The sequence below is a fragment of the Brachyspira hampsonii genome, from assembly GCF_002214805.1.
In the GTDB taxonomy this organism is placed as follows: domain Bacteria; phylum Spirochaetota; class Brachyspiria; order Brachyspirales; family Brachyspiraceae; genus Brachyspira; species Brachyspira hampsonii.
This window is the reverse complement of record NZ_CP019914.1, coordinates 1,779,720-1,799,082: the sequence shown is the minus strand read 5'-3', so window position 1 is coordinate 1,799,082 and position 19,363 is coordinate 1,779,720. Positions and strand designations below refer to the sequence as shown.

Annotated in this window: 17 protein-coding genes; 7 read left to right on the top strand and 10 right to left on the bottom strand. The window is 26.7% G+C overall.

Annotation, left to right across the window (positions count from 1 at the left end; all coding sequences use genetic code 11):
* The first annotated feature begins 65 nt into the window (after nucleotides 1-65).
* Genes BHAMNSH16_RS07700 through kdsB form a run of 3 tightly spaced genes read left to right on the top strand, consistent with a single transcriptional unit; the run spans nucleotide 66 to nucleotide 1,794 of the window.
* The gene (locus BHAMNSH16_RS07700; RefSeq protein WP_008728892.1) at nucleotides 66-452 is read left to right on the top strand and encodes a hypothetical protein; all 387 of its coding nucleotides are present in this window, start codon (nucleotides 66-68) and stop codon (nucleotides 450-452) included.
* A gap of 55 nt (nucleotides 453-507) precedes the next feature.
* Entirely contained in the window at nucleotides 508-993 is a 486-nt protein-coding gene (locus BHAMNSH16_RS07695) for a PTS sugar transporter subunit IIA (protein ID WP_008728891.1), read from the top strand.
* 30 nt (nucleotides 994-1,023) lie between these two features.
* Nucleotides 1,024-1,794 carry a 3-deoxy-manno-octulosonate cytidylyltransferase gene (gene kdsB / locus BHAMNSH16_RS07690; protein ID WP_008728890.1) on the top strand — a complete coding sequence of 257 codons (771 nt, stop codon included), beginning with the start codon at nucleotides 1,024-1,026 and terminating at the stop codon, nucleotides 1,792-1,794.
* A 386-nt stretch (nucleotides 1,795-2,180) separates the two neighbouring features.
* Here kdsB and gpmA read toward each other — a convergent pair whose 3' ends face one another.
* Nucleotides 2,181-2,927 (bottom strand): 2,3-diphosphoglycerate-dependent phosphoglycerate mutase, encoded by a 747-nt coding sequence (gene gpmA / locus BHAMNSH16_RS07680; protein ID WP_008728888.1) that lies wholly within the window; start codon nucleotides 2,925-2,927, stop codon nucleotides 2,181-2,183.
* A gap of 127 nt (nucleotides 2,928-3,054) precedes the next feature.
* On the opposite strand from gpmA, the gene BHAMNSH16_RS07675 reads away from it, so the two are divergent.
* The gene (locus BHAMNSH16_RS07675) at nucleotides 3,055-4,635 is read left to right on the top strand and encodes a DUF6348 family protein (protein ID WP_008728886.1); all 1,581 of its coding nucleotides are present in this window, start codon (nucleotides 3,055-3,057) and stop codon (nucleotides 4,633-4,635) included.
* A gap of 552 nt (nucleotides 4,636-5,187) precedes the next feature.
* Here the strand turns inward: BHAMNSH16_RS07675 and BHAMNSH16_RS07670 are convergent.
* From BHAMNSH16_RS07670 to BHAMNSH16_RS07635, 8 genes are all read right to left on the bottom strand, one after another.
* Entirely contained in the window at nucleotides 5,188-6,612 is a 1,425-nt protein-coding gene (locus BHAMNSH16_RS07670) for a 6-phospho-beta-glucosidase (protein WP_008728885.1), read from the bottom strand.
* Between the two features lie 33 nt (nucleotides 6,613-6,645).
* On the bottom strand, nucleotides 6,646-8,595 hold the full coding sequence (locus BHAMNSH16_RS07665) for a beta-glucoside-specific PTS transporter subunit IIABC (RefSeq protein ID WP_008728884.1): 1,950 nt from the start codon (nucleotides 8,593-8,595) through the stop codon (nucleotides 6,646-6,648).
* A 97-nt stretch (nucleotides 8,596-8,692) separates the two neighbouring features.
* On the bottom strand, nucleotides 8,693-9,538 hold the full coding sequence (licT, locus tag BHAMNSH16_RS07660; RefSeq protein WP_069731797.1) for a BglG family transcription antiterminator LicT: 846 nt from the start codon (nucleotides 9,536-9,538) through the stop codon (nucleotides 8,693-8,695).
* 301 nt (nucleotides 9,539-9,839) lie between these two features.
* Nucleotides 9,840-10,412, bottom strand: a complete 573-nt coding sequence (locus BHAMNSH16_RS07655) for a DUF4234 domain-containing protein (RefSeq protein ID WP_008728880.1) — start codon at nucleotides 10,410-10,412, stop codon at nucleotides 9,840-9,842.
* 288 nt (nucleotides 10,413-10,700) lie between these two features.
* Entirely contained in the window at nucleotides 10,701-11,570 is an 870-nt protein-coding gene (locus BHAMNSH16_RS07650; protein WP_008728879.1) for a hypothetical protein, read from the bottom strand.
* A 208-nt stretch (nucleotides 11,571-11,778) separates the two neighbouring features.
* Nucleotides 11,779-12,591 carry a hypothetical protein gene (locus BHAMNSH16_RS07645; protein ID WP_008728878.1) on the bottom strand — a complete coding sequence of 271 codons (813 nt, stop codon included), beginning with the start codon at nucleotides 12,589-12,591 and terminating at the stop codon, nucleotides 11,779-11,781.
* A 322-nt stretch (nucleotides 12,592-12,913) separates the two neighbouring features.
* Nucleotides 12,914-13,882, bottom strand: a complete 969-nt coding sequence (locus BHAMNSH16_RS07640; RefSeq protein ID WP_008728877.1) for an ankyrin repeat domain-containing protein — start codon at nucleotides 13,880-13,882, stop codon at nucleotides 12,914-12,916.
* Between the two features lie 335 nt (nucleotides 13,883-14,217).
* Nucleotides 14,218-15,687 (bottom strand): S41 family peptidase, encoded by a 1,470-nt coding sequence (locus BHAMNSH16_RS07635; protein ID WP_008728876.1) that lies wholly within the window; start codon nucleotides 15,685-15,687, stop codon nucleotides 14,218-14,220.
* A 208-nt stretch (nucleotides 15,688-15,895) separates the two neighbouring features.
* On the opposite strand from BHAMNSH16_RS07635, the gene BHAMNSH16_RS07630 reads away from it, so the two are divergent.
* Nucleotides 15,896-16,585: a hypothetical protein gene (locus tag BHAMNSH16_RS07630; RefSeq protein WP_008728874.1), complete on the top strand. Its 690-nt coding sequence runs from the start codon at nucleotides 15,896-15,898 to the stop codon at nucleotides 16,583-16,585.
* A gap of 1 nt (nucleotide 16,586) precedes the next feature.
* Here the strand turns inward: BHAMNSH16_RS07630 and BHAMNSH16_RS07625 are convergent, their stop codons facing one another.
* Nucleotides 16,587-17,483, bottom strand: a complete 897-nt coding sequence (locus BHAMNSH16_RS07625) for an NAD-dependent epimerase/dehydratase family protein (RefSeq protein ID WP_008728873.1) — start codon at nucleotides 17,481-17,483, stop codon at nucleotides 16,587-16,589.
* Between the two features lie 134 nt (nucleotides 17,484-17,617).
* Between BHAMNSH16_RS07625 and BHAMNSH16_RS07620 the strand changes: the two genes are divergently transcribed.
* Nucleotides 17,618-18,727 carry a glycosyltransferase family 2 protein gene (locus tag BHAMNSH16_RS07620; RefSeq protein ID WP_069731798.1) on the top strand — a complete coding sequence of 370 codons (1,110 nt, stop codon included), beginning with the start codon at nucleotides 17,618-17,620 and terminating at the stop codon, nucleotides 18,725-18,727.
* A gap of 81 nt (nucleotides 18,728-18,808) precedes the next feature.
* A complete protein-coding gene (locus BHAMNSH16_RS07615; RefSeq protein WP_008728169.1) occupies nucleotides 18,809-19,327 on the top strand; it encodes a YcxB family protein in 519 nt (172 codons plus the stop codon).
* Nucleotides 19,328-19,363: the final 36 nt, after the last annotated feature.

Sequence of the window (19,363 nt, the reverse complement as noted above, 5' to 3'; positions counted from 1 at the left end):
TTATATTAAATTATAAGTTGACATATTATAAAATAAAATGTAATATTATAACAAGGATTTATATTATGCCAAAATACCTTTTACCACAAGATGAGCTTTCAAGGGCATCTGATTGGATAAGTAATTTTCTGATGCGGGAAGGCTATCATGCTGATTATACCATAGAAAGTTTATTTGAAATAGATAAATTTTTTAAAGAAAAAATGAATTTGGTATTAGAAAGAGATGATAATAGAAATTTTATATTTTCTATAAGTGCTTATATAGGCGAAGTTATAAGAAAAAAGTTTAAAGGTCATTGGGATTTGTCCAGAGATATAGATCTAGATGATGAAACTATAGGAATTAGTTTCAAGAATTATAAAACTATATATCCTCTTAATATCACATTAGAAATAATACAAAAAAAATATACTATGAAGCAATATTTAAAAGATAATTTTGGAATTTAATATGAATTTTTTATATTAAATTATTATATTATATATACAATGAAGGTTTAGTTATATGATTTCATTAAGTGATGTTGAAAAATACATAAAGAATTCTTATGTCATTTTAGATTTAAAAGCAAATAATAAAGACGAAGCTATCAGTGAAATGTTAATATATTCAGAGGCTAACGGACTTAGAATAAATATAGCACAGATAATAGAGTCTATGTATAAAAAAGAGGATATTATAAGCAGCGGCTTAGGATATGGCGTTGCTTTTCCGCATGTAAGAACTAATCAAGTAGAAGATAATGATATAATATTTGCCGTATCAAAAAAAGGATTAAACTATTCAGCACTTGATAAAAAACCGGTTCATTTACTTACAATGTTTTTAACTAATAAAAACAGCAATGAAAAGTATTTAGGTCTTCTATCCCTATTCACAAAAATTTCAAGAATGAGTATGTATCCTGTTGTATTATTAGAATCAAAAACTATAGAAGAATTTAAAGAAAAATTAATATATATATCCAAAGAAATGCTTAATTCTAAATAAGAAAAATAAATATTATTGGAGTTAAATAAAATGGCTAAAATCACAGCAATAATACCTGCAAGATATGATTCAACTAGATTTCCAAAAAAATTAACTTATGAACTGCTTGGCAAACCCATAATAATAGCGGTATATGATAATGTTAAAGCTTCTGAAAAAATAGATGACTGCATTGTTGCAACTGACTCTAAAGAAATAATGGATATATGTGAAAAAAATAATGCCAAAGCAGTAATGACTTCATCAGAACATACTTCAGGAACCTCAAGGATTATAGAAGTTGCTAAAAAAATTGAAAGCGACATTATTATTAATGTACAAGGTGATGAGCCTTTAATAGATGAATCGGTGCTTAATCCTTTAATAGATGCCTTTGAAGATGAAAATGTTGATATTGCCACTTTAAAAACTAGAATAGATGACAATAGCCCTTTAATAAAAGATGAGAATGCAGTTAAAGTTGTTACTGATATAAATAATTATGCAATGTATTTTTCAAGGGCTACTATACCTCATAAAAGATTCGATCAGAATATAAATGCTGAATACTATAAACATATAGGAGTTTATGCTTTTAGAAGAGATATACTATTAAAAATAGAAAATTTACAGGAATGCAGATACGAGGTAATAGAAAAACTTGAACAATTAAGATGGCTGTATAATGGTATGAAGATAAAAGTTTTAGAAACTAATAAATTTATTCATGGTATAGATACAAAAGAAGATTTAGAATTAGTTCAGAATTATTTGAGAAATTTTGCTCAAAGCGAATTAAATAATGAAAATTTATATAAGTAATTATTAATCACGACAAAAAATGTCATCATTAAAATGTATTATTCTTAAATACAAATTTATTTTAAGGATTTAATATGCTTGAAATTATTTTTATAGTATCAGCTTTAAGTTTATTTTTGTTTACAGACTTTGAAAAATTTTTCATTGCTATATTGGATACTGTCTTTGAACTTATTAAGAGTTTATTTATTATTATATTTTTAGTGAAAAAATTTTTAGTAAAAAATATAATCCGATTTCTATATGATATTTTTATTGAGCCTATAATTTATATTTTTGGTTTTCTAAATAAAAAAAACAATTAAAATAAAATACGACTTAATAAAAAAGGAAGTCTTTCAATAATTAAAGACTTCCTTTTATTTTACAAAATAAAAAATTATATATTATTTTTTCTTACCTTGATTAGCTACAGCTTCCATAGCTTTTTTAACTGCCTCAGGATCTCCTAAATACTGTTTATTAATAGCTTTGAAATTATCATCAAGCTCATAAACTAAAGGCATTCCTGTAGGTATATTAAGTTCTGTAATATCAGCATCAGATATATTGTCTAAATATTTTACTAATGCCCTTAAACTGTTTCCATGTGCTGCTATAATGATTTTTTTACCTGCTTTAATATCCGGAAGTATAACATTTTCCCAGAAAGGTACTACTCTTGCAACAGTGTCTTTTAAACATTCAGTAAGAGGAAGTTCTTTTTCTGATAAGTTTTTATAACGAGGATCATGTCCTGGATATCTTTCATCATCTTTAGTTAAAGCTGGAGGAGGAGTATCATAGCTTCTTCTCCAAATTTTTACTTGATCTTCTCCGTATTTTTCAGCTGTTTGAGATTTATTTAATCCTTGTAAAGCTCCGTAATGTCTTTCATTTAACTGCCAGCATTTCTCTACAGGTATCCATAAAAGTCCCATTTCTTCTAAAACTAAGTTTAAAGTTTTGATAGCACGTGTTAAAGTAGAAGTATATGCTTTATCAAAAGTGAAGCCTGCTTTTTTAAGTTCTGCACCGCCTGCTTTAGCTTCTTCTATACCTTTTTCAGACAAAGTAACATCTGCCCAGCCTGTAAACAGATTCTCTTTGTTCCAAACACTCTCACCATGACGAATTAAAACAACTTTTGTCATTTTATAACTCCTTATAATGATATTGAATCTATTATATACTAAAATTATAAAAAAGTTAAATAAAAATATATTGTTTTATTATTATAAATGTATTATATTCTACTAATAATAAATAAGGATTTTATGTATGGATAATGAAGAATTAAATAATGAAGAATTAGATGAGCAATTTCAAAAATTATATGAAGAAGGAAATCATAAAGGAATTATTAAATTGATACTTTCCTTACCAAAAGAACAATTAAATGATGATATTAAGGGGCAGCTTGCCGTTGCATACAATAACATTTCAGAATTTGACTTAGCAATAGAGATATTAAATTCTTTATCTGAAGAAACTAAAAGCAATCATACTTGGTTTTATAAAATTGCTTATGCATATTCAGGAAAGTCTGATATGAGCAATGCTAATTTAAATATAGACAGAGCATTATATACATTAGAAATGAATAAGCATTCTATAAGCAATGAAGAATATGATTATTACAGCAATTTATATAATAATCTAAAAGACTATATACAGGGCGGTAGTCTGCATTATGAAGCTAATTATGTTAATATTGATGATCCTGATTCTATAATAAAAGATGTATCATCTATTTTAGCAAATGATATAGAAAATGAAATAATAGAAGGAAGCATTGTTATAAAAAAATGGAATATATTTATTAATGCTTATCCTGATACTATAACAGATAAAAGTGCCGTTATAAACTATTATATATCTAGTCCTGATTGGGACAGAGATATATTTGAATGCTGTGCCAGTGCCGGAAAAGATGCAAATACTTCTGTTGGGCTTTCAAATGGAAGTTTTATATTTGGAATAATGACAGGTATAAAAGCTATGAATGAAAACAGAGTACTCGATGAAGTTGAAACAGAATTTGCTGGCAAAAAACATAAATGGAAAGTTTATACAAGTAATTTAGTTAATATGGGGTCAGATAACGGAAAGCCAAAAAATATAAATATTTATTGGGAGATGTTTAAATATGATATTTTAAAAAGAATAGGAAATCAAAAAATTTGCTATATTAAAATATATGGAGCTAAGGCTTCTAATAACTACTCTATAGGAGAGCTTAGAATAAATGATGTTAATATACCAGAGCTTGCTGATAAAATGAATGAATATGTAAAAACTTGGAATGAAACCGATTTTTCATCAGACAAGCAATTTTTCTTTTTAGTACAGGATAATGAAACATATACTCCTTACCCATTCAGTAATGATGAAATTTTAAAATTTATTCAAGAATATTCAAATATAGTTTTAAATTTAAAAGAGTCCGAAGAATCATATGATAAATTAGGAAATTTAGCAGAAAAACTTACAAAAGACTATACTCTTGCAACGGATTTATTCCTATTTCTTCCTGAAATATGTGCTGATAATGAGTTTTTTAATGAACTGCATTCATCTGAAAAAATTAATTTTAATTTTGAATCAGAAGGAAAAAATATCACTGTATATAAAACCCAACTTTATACATATCATTTAATCAATAATTATTTATTTGAACTTTTCAGGGAAAATACTTTCAACGGAAAAGAAAATGAAATATATGCAAAATTTATAAATATGAGTGCATTATATAATATATACTTACAAGTAAAATCAGATTATGAAAAGAAAAATAAAATACTAGAGAATCTTGAAGTTAATTTATCTTTTAATGTAGATAATGATTATAGTATTAGATAACGCACGGTAAGTGAATCAATAAATATAATCAAAACTATATTTAAAATAAAATAATATTTTTTGATTTTATTTATCGTGCGGTAAATGCATTATAAATTTAAATAAAACTTGGGCGGGTGCTAAAATTTCTTTTTAAGCAATAAAAAAATTAAAAACAAAAATAACAGAATGCAGCAATAAAATATAAAGGGTGGGGAATTAGAAAAAACTTAAAAAAATAAAATTTTATTCTAAACCCCCACCCTCTAAGTTTTTTATCTTTATTTAAATTGTGATTTTATTAATATTTGTTATTTAAAATATAAAAAGCATGCCCGCCCTAGTTGTTATTAGATTAAGAATTTTTTTAACGCACGGTAAATGTATTTTTTATATACTATTTAAATATAATTTTCAATCATCATATATTTCAAATTTTGCTTACCGTGCGTGATAATCAGTCTAAATTTTCTATATTGCTAGCGATAAACTCGCTTCAAAATAGCTTATAACTTCCTGTGTCAGTTATCAGCTGCTCGTTTATCGCTTAAATTTAACTCATACGCATAATAATCAGTCTAAATTTTCACCATTAGAAGCTATAACTTTTTTATACCAATCAAAAGATTTTTTCTTAGTTCTTTTTAAAGTACCTTTTCCTTCATTGTCTAAATCTACATAAATGAATCCGTATCTCTTTTTCATTTCTCCGGAACTTGCAGAAACCAAATCAATACATCCCCAAGTAGTATACCCCATCAAATCAACTCCATCTATATTAATAGCATCTTTCATAACCTTTATATGATCCCTATGAAAATCTATCCTATAATCATCTATAATTTCTCCATTTTCATTTATAGTGTCAATAGCCCCTATTCCATTTTCTACTATAAATAAAGGTTTTCTGTATCTATCATATACTTGATTTAAAGTTACACGAAGTCCTAATGGATCTATAGACCAACCCCAATCTGTATATTTAAGATATGGATTTTTAGCAGAAGCAAATACATTTCCAGCAGAAGTCTGAGTATTATCATAAACATTAACACATCTAGAATGATAATATGAAAAAGAAACAAAATCTACAGTATTTTCTTCTAATAATTTTAAATCCCCTTCTTCTATTTTAGGCATACAATTATTTTTCTCAAGCATTTTTAAAGCATAATTAGGATATTTACCCTGAGCCTGAACATCAACAAAGAAATACTCTTTTCTGTCTCGGCATAATGCCTCCCATACATTTTCAGGTCGGCAGTCAAAAGGATATGTACTTCCTGCTGCAAACATACAGCCCACTTTATTATCAGAATATGTTTCATGTGCTATTTTCACAGCTAATGCACTAGCAACTAATTCATGATGAGCAGCCTGATATTTTATTTTGTCCTCATCTTCTCCTTCTTCAAAATAAAGTCCTGCCCCCATAAAAGGAAGATGAAGTATCATATTTATTTCATTGAAAGTTATCCAATATTTTACAAGTCCTTTATATCTATTAAATAAAGTTCTGCAAAGATTTTCATAAAATCCGATTAATTTTCGGTTTCTCCATCCGCCGTATTCTTTTATCAAATGCATAGGACAATCGAAATGTGTAATAGTAACTAAAGGCTCTATTCCATATTTATGACATTCTTCAAAAATATTTTCATAGAATAATAAACCTTTTTCATTAGGCATTTTCTCATCACCTTTTGGAAATATCCTGCTCCAAGCAATAGATAAACGATATACTTTAAATCCCATTTCTCCAAAAAGTTTAATATCTTCTTTATAATGGTTATACATATCAATACCAAGTTTTGCCGGATAATAATGCCTATCATCAAAATCAAACATTTTCATTTTACCTGATATTACTTTTAATCTATCTTCACCAATAGGACAAACATCAACATTAGCAAGTCCTCTGCCGTCTTTATCAAAACCTCCTTCGCATTGATTGGCAGCAGTAGCACCGCCCCATAAAAAATTTTTAGGAAAAGCCATATTTTAAACTCCTTTAAATAATTGAATAATAAGTTATTTTATTACTGTTAATATTGAATCTTTATAATTTACATTAACATTACTTTCTGTTTCTAATACATCTAAATATTCATCAGTATTTACTATGATAATAGGACTTTCTATTGGATATCCTTCTTTTACAATAGAATCAATATCAAATTCCATTAAAGTATCTCCTATAGAAACTTTATCTCCTTCTTTTAAATTACTTTTAAAATACTTTCCATTTAATTCTACAGTATTAATTCCTATATGTATTAATATTTCTATTCCGCTGTCGGATGTTATACCTACAGCATGAAGAGTAGAAGTAACAGTGCTTATAGTTCCGTTTACAGGAGACACAACCCTTCCTTCTTCAGGTATTATCAAAGCACCTTTACCTAAACTTTCAGAACCAAAAGCCTCATCTTTTGAATCTTTTAATTTCAATAATTTTCCTTTTAATGGGCTGAATATAGTTTCTTTTTCCAATAATTTAGAAGAAGCATTTTCCTTTCCGGATGTATTATTGTCAGATGTATTATTATTAGATGCATTAGTATTTTCTTCTGTCTGTTTATCTTTATATATTATCCAAGTAATGATAAAAGCTAGAACAACAGCAATTAAAGCCCCTATAACAGCAATAATTAAATTTGTATGAGTTCCGTCTGGATTTATCATTCCCGGAAATGCAAATACCCCAAGTCCTCCCATAAAGAATTTATGCAAATCAAATAAACCAAAGAACCCGCCCACTATACCGGCTACTACACAATTTACAACAAAAGGTTTTTTAAGCGGCAATATAACACCGTAAATAGCAGGCTCAGTTATACCAAATACTGCTGATATTCCGCTTGGGAAAGCCACATCTTTAAGTTTTTTATTTTTTGTCTTTAATAAAATTGCAAATACAACTCCTACTGTAGCAAATGTAGATCCAAAATAAGGAGTTATTATAGTATCATATCCTAATGTAATAATATTATTAAAGTGAACAGGAAGAAAAGCCCAATGCATTCCAAATATAACTAATATCTGCCAGCATGCCCCTACTATGGCCCCTGAAACTAAAGGACTGAAATCTCTTATAGTAAATACTATTTTTGATACTATAAGCGAAGCAAAAGTTGTAACAGGTCCTATTACTATAAATCCTACAGATAAAGAAACAAATATTACTAGCATAGGAAGTACAAAGAATTTTACTACATCAGGTACAAATTTAGTGAAAAACTTTTCACATTTTGAAGCAAAATAAACAACAAATATAACCGGAATAACAGTTGATGTATAATTCATAGATATGATAGGTATTCCTAAAAAATTTATATATACATTAGAAGCAAATATTGTGTTATTGAACAATGTATATAAAGGCTCTCCGCTTGCAGATAAAGTACTTAACTGTAAGGCAGGATAACACATAGCAGCACCTATAGCTAAGCCTATTGTAGGCTTTAAATTAAATTTCTTAGCTGAAGTAAAACCTAGAAACAAAGGAAGGAACATAAATAGAGCATCTCCCATACCATTAATAAGTACATAACAGCCTGATTTATTTGTATAAACTCCCAATGCAATCAACAGTGCATTTATCCCTTTTAATACACCGCATGCAGACATCACTCCTAATATAGGCTGAAATATTCCAGATATAGTATCAACTGCCCTATTAAATAAACTTGTATTTTTTTCTTCTTCACTAGCATTTGACGAAGCATTTTCTATACCGGCAGCATTTGAAACATCAGCATAAACTTCTGCTACATGATTGCCTATAACTACTTGATACTGTCCGCCGCTTTTCATTACTGTAACAACACCGTCCATATTCTTTAATACTTCATCATTTGCCTTACCCTCATCTTTTAATTTGAATCTTAATCGAGTAACACAATGAGTAAGTGAATTAATATTTTCTTTTCCTCCTACATTTTTAATGATTTCTTTTGCTAATGATTCATATTTTCCCATCAGCGTATCCTCCAATATAATAAATTTTTTTTATAATAATGAAGGTTTGGCCAACTTAATGTCACCATCCAAATATATTAAAATCATATAAATATTTTTATTCTCTTCTTTTCGCCTTTTCTATATGTATAGTTAAATATAATTTCTCTTCATCGCTTATATCATAAGAATAAGAAAGCAAAATATATTCTGCTATTTTTAAAGTGCATTCATAAGCATCTTTATATTTAAGCTTAACTACAGAAAGTAAATCCTCATCCTCCTTATCATTATAAATATTTTTTTGAAATAATCTCAAAGCAAAAAATTTTAAATGAGTTAAAAACCTATTATAATATACAGAATCCTCATTAAATTTTATATTAAAATGCCTTTCTACTATAATTACTATTTTCTGTATAAGTTTTGTAATATCTCCCATTTCATTTATGCAATTAAAATCAGTATTGGTTTGTGCATTAACTATATGCAATGCTATAAATCCCGCCTCATCTTCAGGAAGTCTTATATTAAAATCTTCCTCTATAATATCCAAAGCCTTTAATCCTATATTATATTCATCTTTATAGAATTTCTTTATATCCCAAAGCATCATATTTTTTATATTGACACCGTCTTTAGTTCTTACTATTGCCATATATATATGATCCATTAAAGTTATATATAAAAAATCATTTAACTTTCTTTCAGCTTTAGTCTTAGCATATTCAATAATTTTTTCTGTAGTATTAAGATACTCTGATGGTATATCTTTTAGTAATTGCTGAAGTTTGCTGTTATTATCTGTATTTTCTAATAAAAAAGTTTTATCAATTTTTTCTTCATCTATCGCATCGCCAACTTTTTTGCCAAAGGCTATACCTCTTCCCATAACAATTTTTTCTGTTTTACCGTTTTCAAAAACAACAATGACATTATTATTAAGTATCTTTCCTACTTTCATAATGACTTCTCCTAAAATAAAAAACCTATTTATGTAAAAACAAAATATACAATTTTTCTGTATTTCATTTTTGCATAAATAGGTTTAGCTTGTCTTAAAAGATTTGCAGTAAAAAACAATCACTATCCAATATGATATTATTATCATAAAGCATATATAATTAATTGTCAACCATTTTTTTATATTAAATTGTATAAAGCCATAAATAAAAACTTTTGTGCTTTCTGAAATTTATTTTTATAAAATAAATTAAAAAATATGATTCTCACTTCCACAAATTATTTGATATAAAAGATACTTTTTAAATATTTTTATTATAATGTACTTCTCTTACTTTTGTCCATATAGAGTTTAATTTTTTCTGCATAATTATGTCTGGAATTATCAAAGAGACAACGATTACAAAAATAATAATAAAACCAACTAATATAGTACCCAAAAATATTAATAATGCTTCAGGATTATCAATGAAGTCAATAAAGTTGAAATTACTATAAGCTAAAGCCATACCATTTACTAATAATCCAAAAAAAAGCACATAGCATAAAACTCCTATAATAGGAATTCCTACTAATAATACAATAATACTTGCTGTCATAACTATTTGAGTTTTATCGTCTTTATCATTTTCATCTATTTTTAAAGCTATTTCTTTATGAATGATATTTCCATATTTATTATACCAATATATTGTATAGAGATTACAAGTCATAACAGAAAGTAAAAGCTCCAAAGCAGGGGATATATCTTTTCTTTTTGTAAACTTCTCTACTTCTAAAGTAATATAATAAACCCAATAGTAATGATATATTCCTAAAGTGATGAAGTTTAGAATAAACATTGTTGGGATAGATCTTATAGCCCCTATATTCATATTGTTTCCTGTTGTTGCTATGCTCGCTTTGCCTTAAATAAGCTAGTGAGTAAACTCACTCACACTTCTGTGCCCTGTGGGGCTGGCTTAGCTCGCTTGGTTGTTGCTATGTTCGCGACGAAGTCCACATTGCGAAGCAAGGTGCCGCCTTAAAGAGTGAATAAGCACGTCTGTGCTCGGCTCACTTGGTATTGTTATCTCACCCATAAGGGTGCCTTGCATACACCTGCCAACACCATAGGTGAACTTCGGCAGGTAGGCTCACTTTTTTTATTATTGCTATGCTCTTTAATAGCCTCCGTTTTCAAGTTTTATCTGTGAACCATGCACAAAGCCATGAATTGCATCTTTTCCGTCTTCAGCCTCTGGAGGAAGATAAAACACTTCATGCCATTTTTTTTCAAAATTTTCATAATTCATATAATCAATACCTTCTCCATTGATAGATAATAAAACTCCCCCATCATAAAGCATATCGTTTTTCAAAATCTTACCTATTATTTTTCCATTTGCTTTATCTCTTATATTCACATAATTGTCTTTAGAATTATATTGAAGTTCGTTGTAATGAACCTCCCCTACATTATAATTATATTTACTAAAATACTTTGTTTCTACATCACCTAAAGCCTTAAAACCTACAATATCACCGTAAGCCTCTCTTGATGCTTCACCTTCTCCATAAAAACGATAATTTCTAATTGTAACTTCAGCTCTTACAGCAGCAGCACCTAAAAATCTTTTATTTAAAGATTCTGGTAATTTTACTTCAATATTTTCTAATAAAACACCGAATTCCAATCTGTCAAATTCAACGCCGCTAAAATCCCAAGAATCACCATATTTAGAAGCACCTTGATTTTTCAAATTCATTTCAGATGAAGCATATAAAAAAGGAAGATCTACATTATTATCAGGATAAAATCTTAAAGCAGTATAATTATTTCCCATATCATAATTATCAGATCTTTCAAGAACTCCTGTTAATGTAATCTCTCCATCAAAATAAACCATACCATCACTTTCTGCATTATAGGCTTTAAGTGTATTTTTTATTACTTTACCATCATAGCTTAAAAGTTCAGAAAAATACGCTTCACTAGGTGGAAATGCCCATAATAAATTAATGCTTAAAAGAAATAAAATAATTTTTTTCATTGTAATAACTCCTGTTAATATATATAAAAAATTACTCGCTAATAAGCTCTAGCAACTTCCTTTGTCAGTTGCTAGAGGCTCGTAATTTTTTATTCTGTTGTTATACCCCCCTGCAAGTGTGTCTTGCTACATTTTTTATTATATATAAAAAACTTATTTTTTACTACATTCACAAGTTTTTTATTAGTTATATAGTTTTAATTTTTTATTATTTTATCTGTGAACTATGCACAAAGCCGTAAATTGCATCTTTTCCGTCTTTAGCATTTGGAGGCATATAATATACTTCACACCAATCTTTCTCTCCACTTCCATAATAATCATCAATAGCTAATAAAATCCCTCCATTATTAATCATATCGTTTTTCAAAATCTTTCCTATTACTTTTCCATTTGCTTTATCTCTTATATTCACATAATCATCTTTAGAATTATATTCAAGTTTAATATAATAAGAATTTCCAGCATAATAATAAACGTCAGCAGAATTATCTTTAGAAAAATATTCTATTTGTACATCATCAAGTAATTTAATATTTACAAGATCGCCATAAGCCTCTCTTCCTGCTTCACCTTCTCCATAAAAAGAATAGTTTCTTATTGTTACCTCCGCCCTTACAGCAGCAGCACCTAAAAATCTTTTATTTAAAGGTTCTGGTAATTTTACTTTAATATTTTCTAATAAAACACCGAATTCCAATCTTTCAAATTCTTTATAATCCTCCATATTATCTGAATATATACTAAATAAAAAAGGCAAATCAATATTATTATCAGGATAAAATCTTAAAGCACTATAAATAGTATCAATATCAGAATTATCAGCTCTTTCAAGAACTCCTGTTAATGTAATTTCACCATCAAAATAAGCAGAATAATTGCCGCCGTCAATTTTTTTTACTTTAAGTGTATTTTTTATTACTTTACCATCATCGCTTAAAAGTTCAGAAAAATACGCTTCACTAGGCGGAAATGCCCATAAGAAATTAATGCTTAAAAGAAATAAAATAATTTTTTTCATTGAATAACTCCTGTTAATATATAAAAAATTACTCGCTAATAAGCTCTAGCAACTTCCTTTGTCAGTTGCTAGAGGCTCGTAATTTTTTATTCTGTTGCTATGCTCGCGACGAAGTCCACATTGCGAAGCAGGTGCAGCCGCCTTAAAGCAGTGAATAAGCATGTCTGTGCTCGGATCACTTGCTTGTTGTTATGCCACCCATAATGGTGTCTTACCTACATTTTTTATTATATATAAAAAACTTATTTTTTACTATACTCAAAAGTTTTTTATTTACTTTATATATAAAGTAAAACATAAATATTACAAATTTATAAAACATTCAATTCACTATTTTATAACCGTATACACTCGCTATATCATTAGCTGTTTTACCTTCTTTATTTTTTATGTTTATGTCTGGATTTAATTTTAATATTTCATTTATAAGAGGCTCATTGCGAAGTGCTATAGCATACATTAATAAAGTATTTCCTCTATTATCTTGTGCATTAATATCGGCACCATTATCTGCAAATAATTTTATAAGTCTTATAGCAGCATCTGTCTCTTTCATTTTCTTTTGATTCATATAATTTTTTGCATAATCTCCAAACATATTTTCTGTCATTGCCTTAACATTTTCTAAAATACCGAAAGATGATATTGTATAAAATAAAGCTGTTTTTCCTTCATTGTCCTTGATATTAAGGTCTGCTTTTTGAGATAAACATATATCTATTATTTTTACTTTATCAGTTTTAACAGCAAACATCAATGTTGTTATGCCTTCATTATCCTGAGCATTAATATCAGCACCTTTTTCAAGTAAAAACTTTACAAGATCTTGAGTTTCATAAGCTAATGAATGCTTTATTAAAGGAGTTCTTCCATATTTATTTTTTTTATTTATATCTGTACCATTTTTAAGTAAATAATCAATAGTTTCATATTCTCTAGTAAAAAATAAAACATTAGAACCTTCATTATCTACAGTATTAAAATCAGGATTATATTTTTCAAATAGTTTTAACATTTCAAGTTCATCTAAAGTAGCCGCCCAGAAAAATGCATTTCTTCCTCTATTATTTTTTATTTTAGTAACATCGGCTTTATGATCTAAAATAATTTTTACCGCTTCTATTTTTCTAGATCTTATAGCATTCATTAAAGGCGTATATCCTTCTTCTTCATCTTGAACATTGATATTAACTTTATCAATTAATTCTTTAATTCTATAAACTTGCCCATAACGGCAGGCATGCAGAAAACTCATTTCATCTTGAGATATACTATAAACATCATTCACCATAAAACTACTCCTATAATAATTAATACAATATATTTTTTGAACATTTTCGTTTACTCACTTATTATTACTAATAAAAATTGTTATTAGCTAAATGATAAATTAATTTTAAGATTTAAATTATTTTATATTGATTACATTGATATAATATGGCACTAACGACATAATACAATTTTTCAAAAAATAATATAAACCTCTATCAAAAGATAAACTATTAAAACAAAAAAGTCAATATAGACATATATGGTATATGATTTTATCAAATATATTTATGCAATTAAAAAAGGTGATAATATTAAAAATACTATCACCTTTATATTTAAAGAAATTAAAACTTATTAATTTTCTTCTTTTTCATTTGACCAATTTTCTCTAGGCTCTTCTTTATCCTGATGAGGCTCTTTACCTGTTTGTAAATATTCAATAGCAGCCTTTAACTGTTTATCATAACGAAGATCATATATCTCTTTATAATTATCTAAATTTCTTTCATTATATATTAAACGCTCAAGCAAATAATCACTAGGCATTATATTTTGTTTTCTAAGCTCTTCTTTGAAAGCAGGCAAAGCAGTTGCATCTGAGCTTTCATTAGGATATTTTTTAGCATAAGCAGAAATCTGTCCGCCTTTTCTAAGCTCTGTTAAAGCTGTTATATCAGTGCTTGTAAGTTTAGGTTCTACTACAACAAAATCAGGAGTTAAGCCTTTACCATGAAGTCTTCTTCCATTTGGAGTATAATAATGTGCTACAGTGAATTTGAAAGAAGTATTATCTCTTGCATCTAATGGAAGTACATACTGAACACTAAATTTTCCGAATGTAGTTTCACCCAAAAGTTTAGCTCTTCCGCTGTCTTGCAAAGCACCGGAAAGTATTTCAGAGGCAGAAGCACTGTACTGATTAACTAAAACTAATGTATCGCCTTCAAGCCATTCATCGCCTTTCTTAGAAGCATAATAATCCTGATTTTCATTTCTGCTTCTTCCTCTTGTATAAACTATTTTTCCTTCAGTTAGGAACTCTTCTACTATATTTATGGCAGTATCAAGTCTTCCGCCCGGATTATTTCTTAAATCAAGTATAAGTTTTTTCATACCTTGTTTTTTAAGATCTATCAAAGCATTTTCTAAATCTTTTGCTGTATCATCACCGAAAGTAGTTATTCTTATATAACCTATAGAATCATCAACCATTTTATATTTAACGCTTTTTATTTCTATGATTGCTCTTGTAAGAGGATATTTAATAGGTTCAGCAACACCGTCTCTCACTATTGTAAGAGTAACTTTAGTACCCTCTTTACCACGCATTATATTTGCTGCATTATCAACAGACATATCTTTTGTGCTTTTACCGTCTATCTCTGTTATGATATCTCCTGATAATATACCAGCTTTCTCACCTGGACCGTCTTCTATAGGAGAAACTACCATTAAACCTTTATCTGCATTCTTTGAAATAGAAAGCCCTACTCCGCCGTATTTTCCTGACATTTCTGTATTTAATGCCGTATTTAATTCTTCATCAAGAAGAAATGTAAATGGGTCATCAGTTGCTTCAAGCATTCCTTTTATGGCACCATACATAAGTTTTTTTGTTGTTACATTATTAGTATCAACGAAATTCTGCTGTAATGTTGCAAATACTTTTTGAAACAATCTGCTGTAATAATAAAAATCATTATCAGACTGAGCATTTCCCTGCTGTGCTATTGCAAGCGAAGGACTTTTAAAATTGAAAAAAGAAATTGCTACTACAAAAATTAAAAGAAATATCCATAAAAGTCTTTCTTTGTTTTTCATCATGTCTAAAATCCTTATATTAAAAATATATTATAAAAAATATATAGATATTCAAAAATTTTATATTTATATAAATAAATTATAACATAAATAGTAAAAAATTTATATACATAAACATTAAAATATTATGATAACTTTATAATTATTTACTTTACTTTTAAAATGATTTCTATATAATGAGTATATAATTTTTAATTAAACGGACATATTTATGAAATATACTAAAAAATTCATATTAATTTTTGCAATATCATTAGTATTATTATCATGCAGTAATATGCTTACAGGAACAAGAGAAACTCTTAGACTTAAAGACAGAGCGGGAAGATATTCTGTTAAAGGTAATTTTGATAAAGATATAAAATTAAATTTTATAATATTTGAAACAGGGAATATAAATTTCATAGGAAGTAAAGCAGATAAGGCAAATAATTTAGGAACTTATGTACTTGGAAATCCGGAGAGTACAAATAAAACTTTTTCTTTCGATATAAAAGAAACAATAAACGGAGTTGCCCCAAATACTTATTTTATAGATTTTCTATATGCTAAATTAAAATATTCCGGCAATGAAGTTCCATTTGAAAAAACTTCAGACAGTACAAATATAAAAGTTGGAGAGAGAATAGGAGTATATTATAATCAAAATAAAGATCATAAAATAACCGTATCAGAAAATAAAATTGAATGGAGTTATTTTACTGATGCTTATATTGATATAACTAACCCATACAGTGAAGAAACAGAATTTATAAAAATAGTAAATGATGAAAATGAAAATAACATATTCATTGCAGCATTCACTTTTACAGATAATTCTATAAAATTCCAATTTAATATAACGGATCCTGCATATTCTAAATATAATATAGAAGAAGAATATAGAATATCTTGGGAATAATTTATATCAAGGTTTTAAATAGTTTAAATAAACCATCATTTATATTTGTAAATTTCATATCTATTATATTTAATAATCTAGTATTATCTAATATACTATGATCTATATCTCCTTCTCTATTATTGAGATAATTAATTTTTATATTTTTATTTGATATTTTTATTATATTTCTAGCAAGATCATTAATACTTATAAAAGTATTTGTAGATATATTTATAACTTTATTAGATATATCATTTCTTACAATATTTAAAAAGATAAAAGCTATATCTTCTACATATATAAAATCTCTAGTCTGGCTTCCATCACCAAATATATTTAAATCTTTATTTTTTATAGCATTATCCATAAATATTGAAATAACACCGGCTTCTCCATGAGGCGTTTGCCTAGGACCATAAACATTCGAAAATCTGCAAATTACATAATTCAATTCTGATAATATTATGTACTTTTCCATAGTAAGTTTTGAAAGTCCGTAATATGAAATTGGATTTGTATCATGATTTTCATCAATAGGTAATTTTTTAGGTAATCCATAAACTGCGGCACTTGAACTAGAAATTATTTTTTTTATATTATATTTTTTTGAAAGATCAATAATATTAAGACTTGCTATTATATTTTCATTAGCATCATTAATAGGATTTCTAATAGAATTCGGAACAGAAACCTGAGCTGCTAAATGTATAACAATTTCTATTTCATTTTCAGAAAATATATTTTCTAACTTATTATAATCTTTAATATCTATGTTATAAAATAATGCTTTATGATTAATATTTTCTTTTTTTCCTGTAGATAAATTATCAGCAACTATAACCTTATAGTTATTTTTTATTAATATATCAGTTATATGAGAACCTATAAAACCTGCTCCGCCTGTTATCAATATCATAAAAATCCTAAATAATTTAAATATATTGTATTTTATAAGTATAATATATATTTAAATTAAGTACACTATTTTATTTATTTTTTTATGATGTATAATAATTAAATAATTAATATAAATTAGAATTGGATTTTAATATGATAAAAGCTTCAGTTATTCTTCCTGTTTACAATATAGAAAATTATGTAGGAAAATGTTTGGACAGTGTTATAAATCAAACTTTAAAAGATATAGAGATAATATGTGTTAATGACTGCTCAACTGATAACTCTGAAAATATAATTAAAAAATATATAAAAAAAGATAATAGAATAAAACTCATCAATCATAATGAAAATCAAGGTTTGGGATTTTCTAGAAATACTGGAATGTATAATAGTAATTCTGATTATTTAGTTTTTATAGATCCTGATGATTTTGTATCTAGCAACTTTGTAGAAGAGCTATATAATACCGCATTAAAATATGATGCTGATATGGTATTTACTAATAATATGTATACAGTAAATGAAAAAAATGGATATATTAAACCTTTTTATCACAATAGAATAAATATATGGAAAAAGAAATTTAAAAATACTTGGAATGAAGGAATTAGCAATTTTAATGTAAACACACCTGAAAAAGAAAATACACCAGAATATCCTTTAGTTTCTGCAGTTAATAAAATATTTAAAAAAACATTCTTGGAGAAAAATAAATTAATATATTCTAAATATAGAATAGCAGAAGATGTTGATTTTTTCTATAGATTTTTGGTTCATAATCCTAAAATGTACTATAATAATAATGCTAAGTATTATTATCTTCAAAGAAGCACATCTCTTGCCGGAAGTGTTCATACTACTAAAAAAATTCCTATTGCTATATTAGAAGTTTTTGAAAATGTATTTAATTATTATAATGAAAATAAAAAAGAATTACTAATGGATTGTAATTATTATAATTTCTTTTCCTTTTTATATACATTTAATAATTATAAAGCTGACAATAAAAATGAATTCTATAAAAAATGCCATGAAACAATGAAAAAATTAGATGTAGAAATAGATAGAGATAAACATGCCTTTTATGCTTACAGTGTATATATAATGAAAACTTATGATGATTATAATATTTATTTAGAAAAGATTGAATCAATTAAGAAAAAAGTTTTTGATATAGCTTGGTGGATACCTTCAATCACATTAAGAGAAAAATATAAAAAAATAAATTTAGATAAACTTGCAAATAAAAATTGGAAATAGAAAAAATCAAATACTTGAAAAAATATTCAGTTATACTATACTAATAAAAGTTAAATATTTGTAAAAGGTATATAAAAAATAATGAAAAAAGAATATAAATATAGATTAACTGAAGATGACTTTATAGATTTTCAAATTCATTATTTAAAATCAAATTCAAATATTAATTCATCGATAAAAAAAACTATTATTATACTCATAGCACTTTATATTATTGTATTTGCATCTATGGCAATATACTTTAGAAATAATGCATTTCTAATAGTGATAATAGCTTTACTAGTATCTGCTTTTTCTATACTTCAAATACTTACATATAAAAAGCGTCTTGAGAAAAAGATAGTGAAAAAAGTTAAAGAGTATGCAAGAAGCGGTAAATTGGATAAGGTTTTCGGAGATAAAGAATTAACTATATATGATGATAAAGTAATTTTTAAAGAAGACAGAGGAACAAGTCAATTTAGTAAAGATGAAATTAAAAAAATAGATTCTGCAAATAAATGCATATTTCTCTATACAGATGAAATGTCTGCAATAATAATACCTAAAAATATATTAAGTTCTGAAGATATAGATTTTATTTTATCATATAAGAAATAAAATTTTAAATTATACTTGAAAAACTATTTATATTTA

What these genes read in the sequence shown, in the direction of transcription:
- BHAMNSH16_RS07615 (WP_008728169.1), top strand. Translation starts at nt 18,809, where the DNA reads ATGAAAAAAGAATATAAATATAGATTAACTGAAGATGACTTTATAGAT.
- BHAMNSH16_RS07630 (WP_008728874.1), top strand. Translation starts at nt 15,896, where the DNA reads ATGAAATATACTAAAAAATTCATATTAATTTTTGCAATATCATTAGTA.
- BHAMNSH16_RS07655 (WP_008728880.1), bottom strand. Translation starts at nt 10,412, where the DNA reads ATGAATATAGGGGCTATAAGATCTATCCCAACAATGTTTATTCTAAAC.
- licT (WP_069731797.1), bottom strand. Translation starts at nt 9,538, where the DNA reads ATGAAAGTAGGAAAGATACTTAATAATAATGTCATTGTTGTTTTTGAA.
- BHAMNSH16_RS07640 (WP_008728877.1), bottom strand. Translation starts at nt 13,882, where the DNA reads ATGGTGAATGATGTTTATAGTATATCTCAAGATGAAATGAGTTTTCTG.
- kdsB (WP_008728890.1), top strand. Translation starts at nt 1,024, where the DNA reads ATGGCTAAAATCACAGCAATAATACCTGCAAGATATGATTCAACTAGA.
- BHAMNSH16_RS07700 (WP_008728892.1), top strand. Translation starts at nt 66, where the DNA reads ATGCCAAAATACCTTTTACCACAAGATGAGCTTTCAAGGGCATCTGAT.
- BHAMNSH16_RS07635 (WP_008728876.1), bottom strand. Translation starts at nt 15,687, where the DNA reads ATGATGAAAAACAAAGAAAGACTTTTATGGATATTTCTTTTAATTTTT.
- BHAMNSH16_RS07675 (WP_008728886.1), top strand. Translation starts at nt 3,055, where the DNA reads ATGGATAATGAAGAATTAAATAATGAAGAATTAGATGAGCAATTTCAA.
- BHAMNSH16_RS07620 (WP_069731798.1), top strand. Translation starts at nt 17,618, where the DNA reads ATGATAAAAGCTTCAGTTATTCTTCCTGTTTACAATATAGAAAATTAT.
- BHAMNSH16_RS07695 (WP_008728891.1), top strand. Translation starts at nt 508, where the DNA reads ATGATTTCATTAAGTGATGTTGAAAAATACATAAAGAATTCTTATGTC.
- BHAMNSH16_RS07665 (WP_008728884.1), bottom strand. Translation starts at nt 8,595, where the DNA reads ATGGGAAAATATGAATCATTAGCAAAAGAAATCATTAAAAATGTAGGA.
- BHAMNSH16_RS07650 (WP_008728879.1), bottom strand. Translation starts at nt 11,570, where the DNA reads ATGAAAAAAATTATTTTATTTCTTTTAAGCATTAATTTATTATGGGCA.
- BHAMNSH16_RS07645 (WP_008728878.1), bottom strand. Translation starts at nt 12,591, where the DNA reads ATGAAAAAAATTATTTTATTTCTTTTAAGCATTAATTTCTTATGGGCA.
- BHAMNSH16_RS07670 (WP_008728885.1), bottom strand. Translation starts at nt 6,612, where the DNA reads ATGGCTTTTCCTAAAAATTTTTTATGGGGCGGTGCTACTGCTGCCAAT.
- gpmA (WP_008728888.1), bottom strand. Translation starts at nt 2,927, where the DNA reads ATGACAAAAGTTGTTTTAATTCGTCATGGTGAGAGTGTTTGGAACAAA.
- BHAMNSH16_RS07625 (WP_008728873.1), bottom strand. Translation starts at nt 17,483, where the DNA reads ATGATATTGATAACAGGCGGAGCAGGTTTTATAGGTTCTCATATAACT.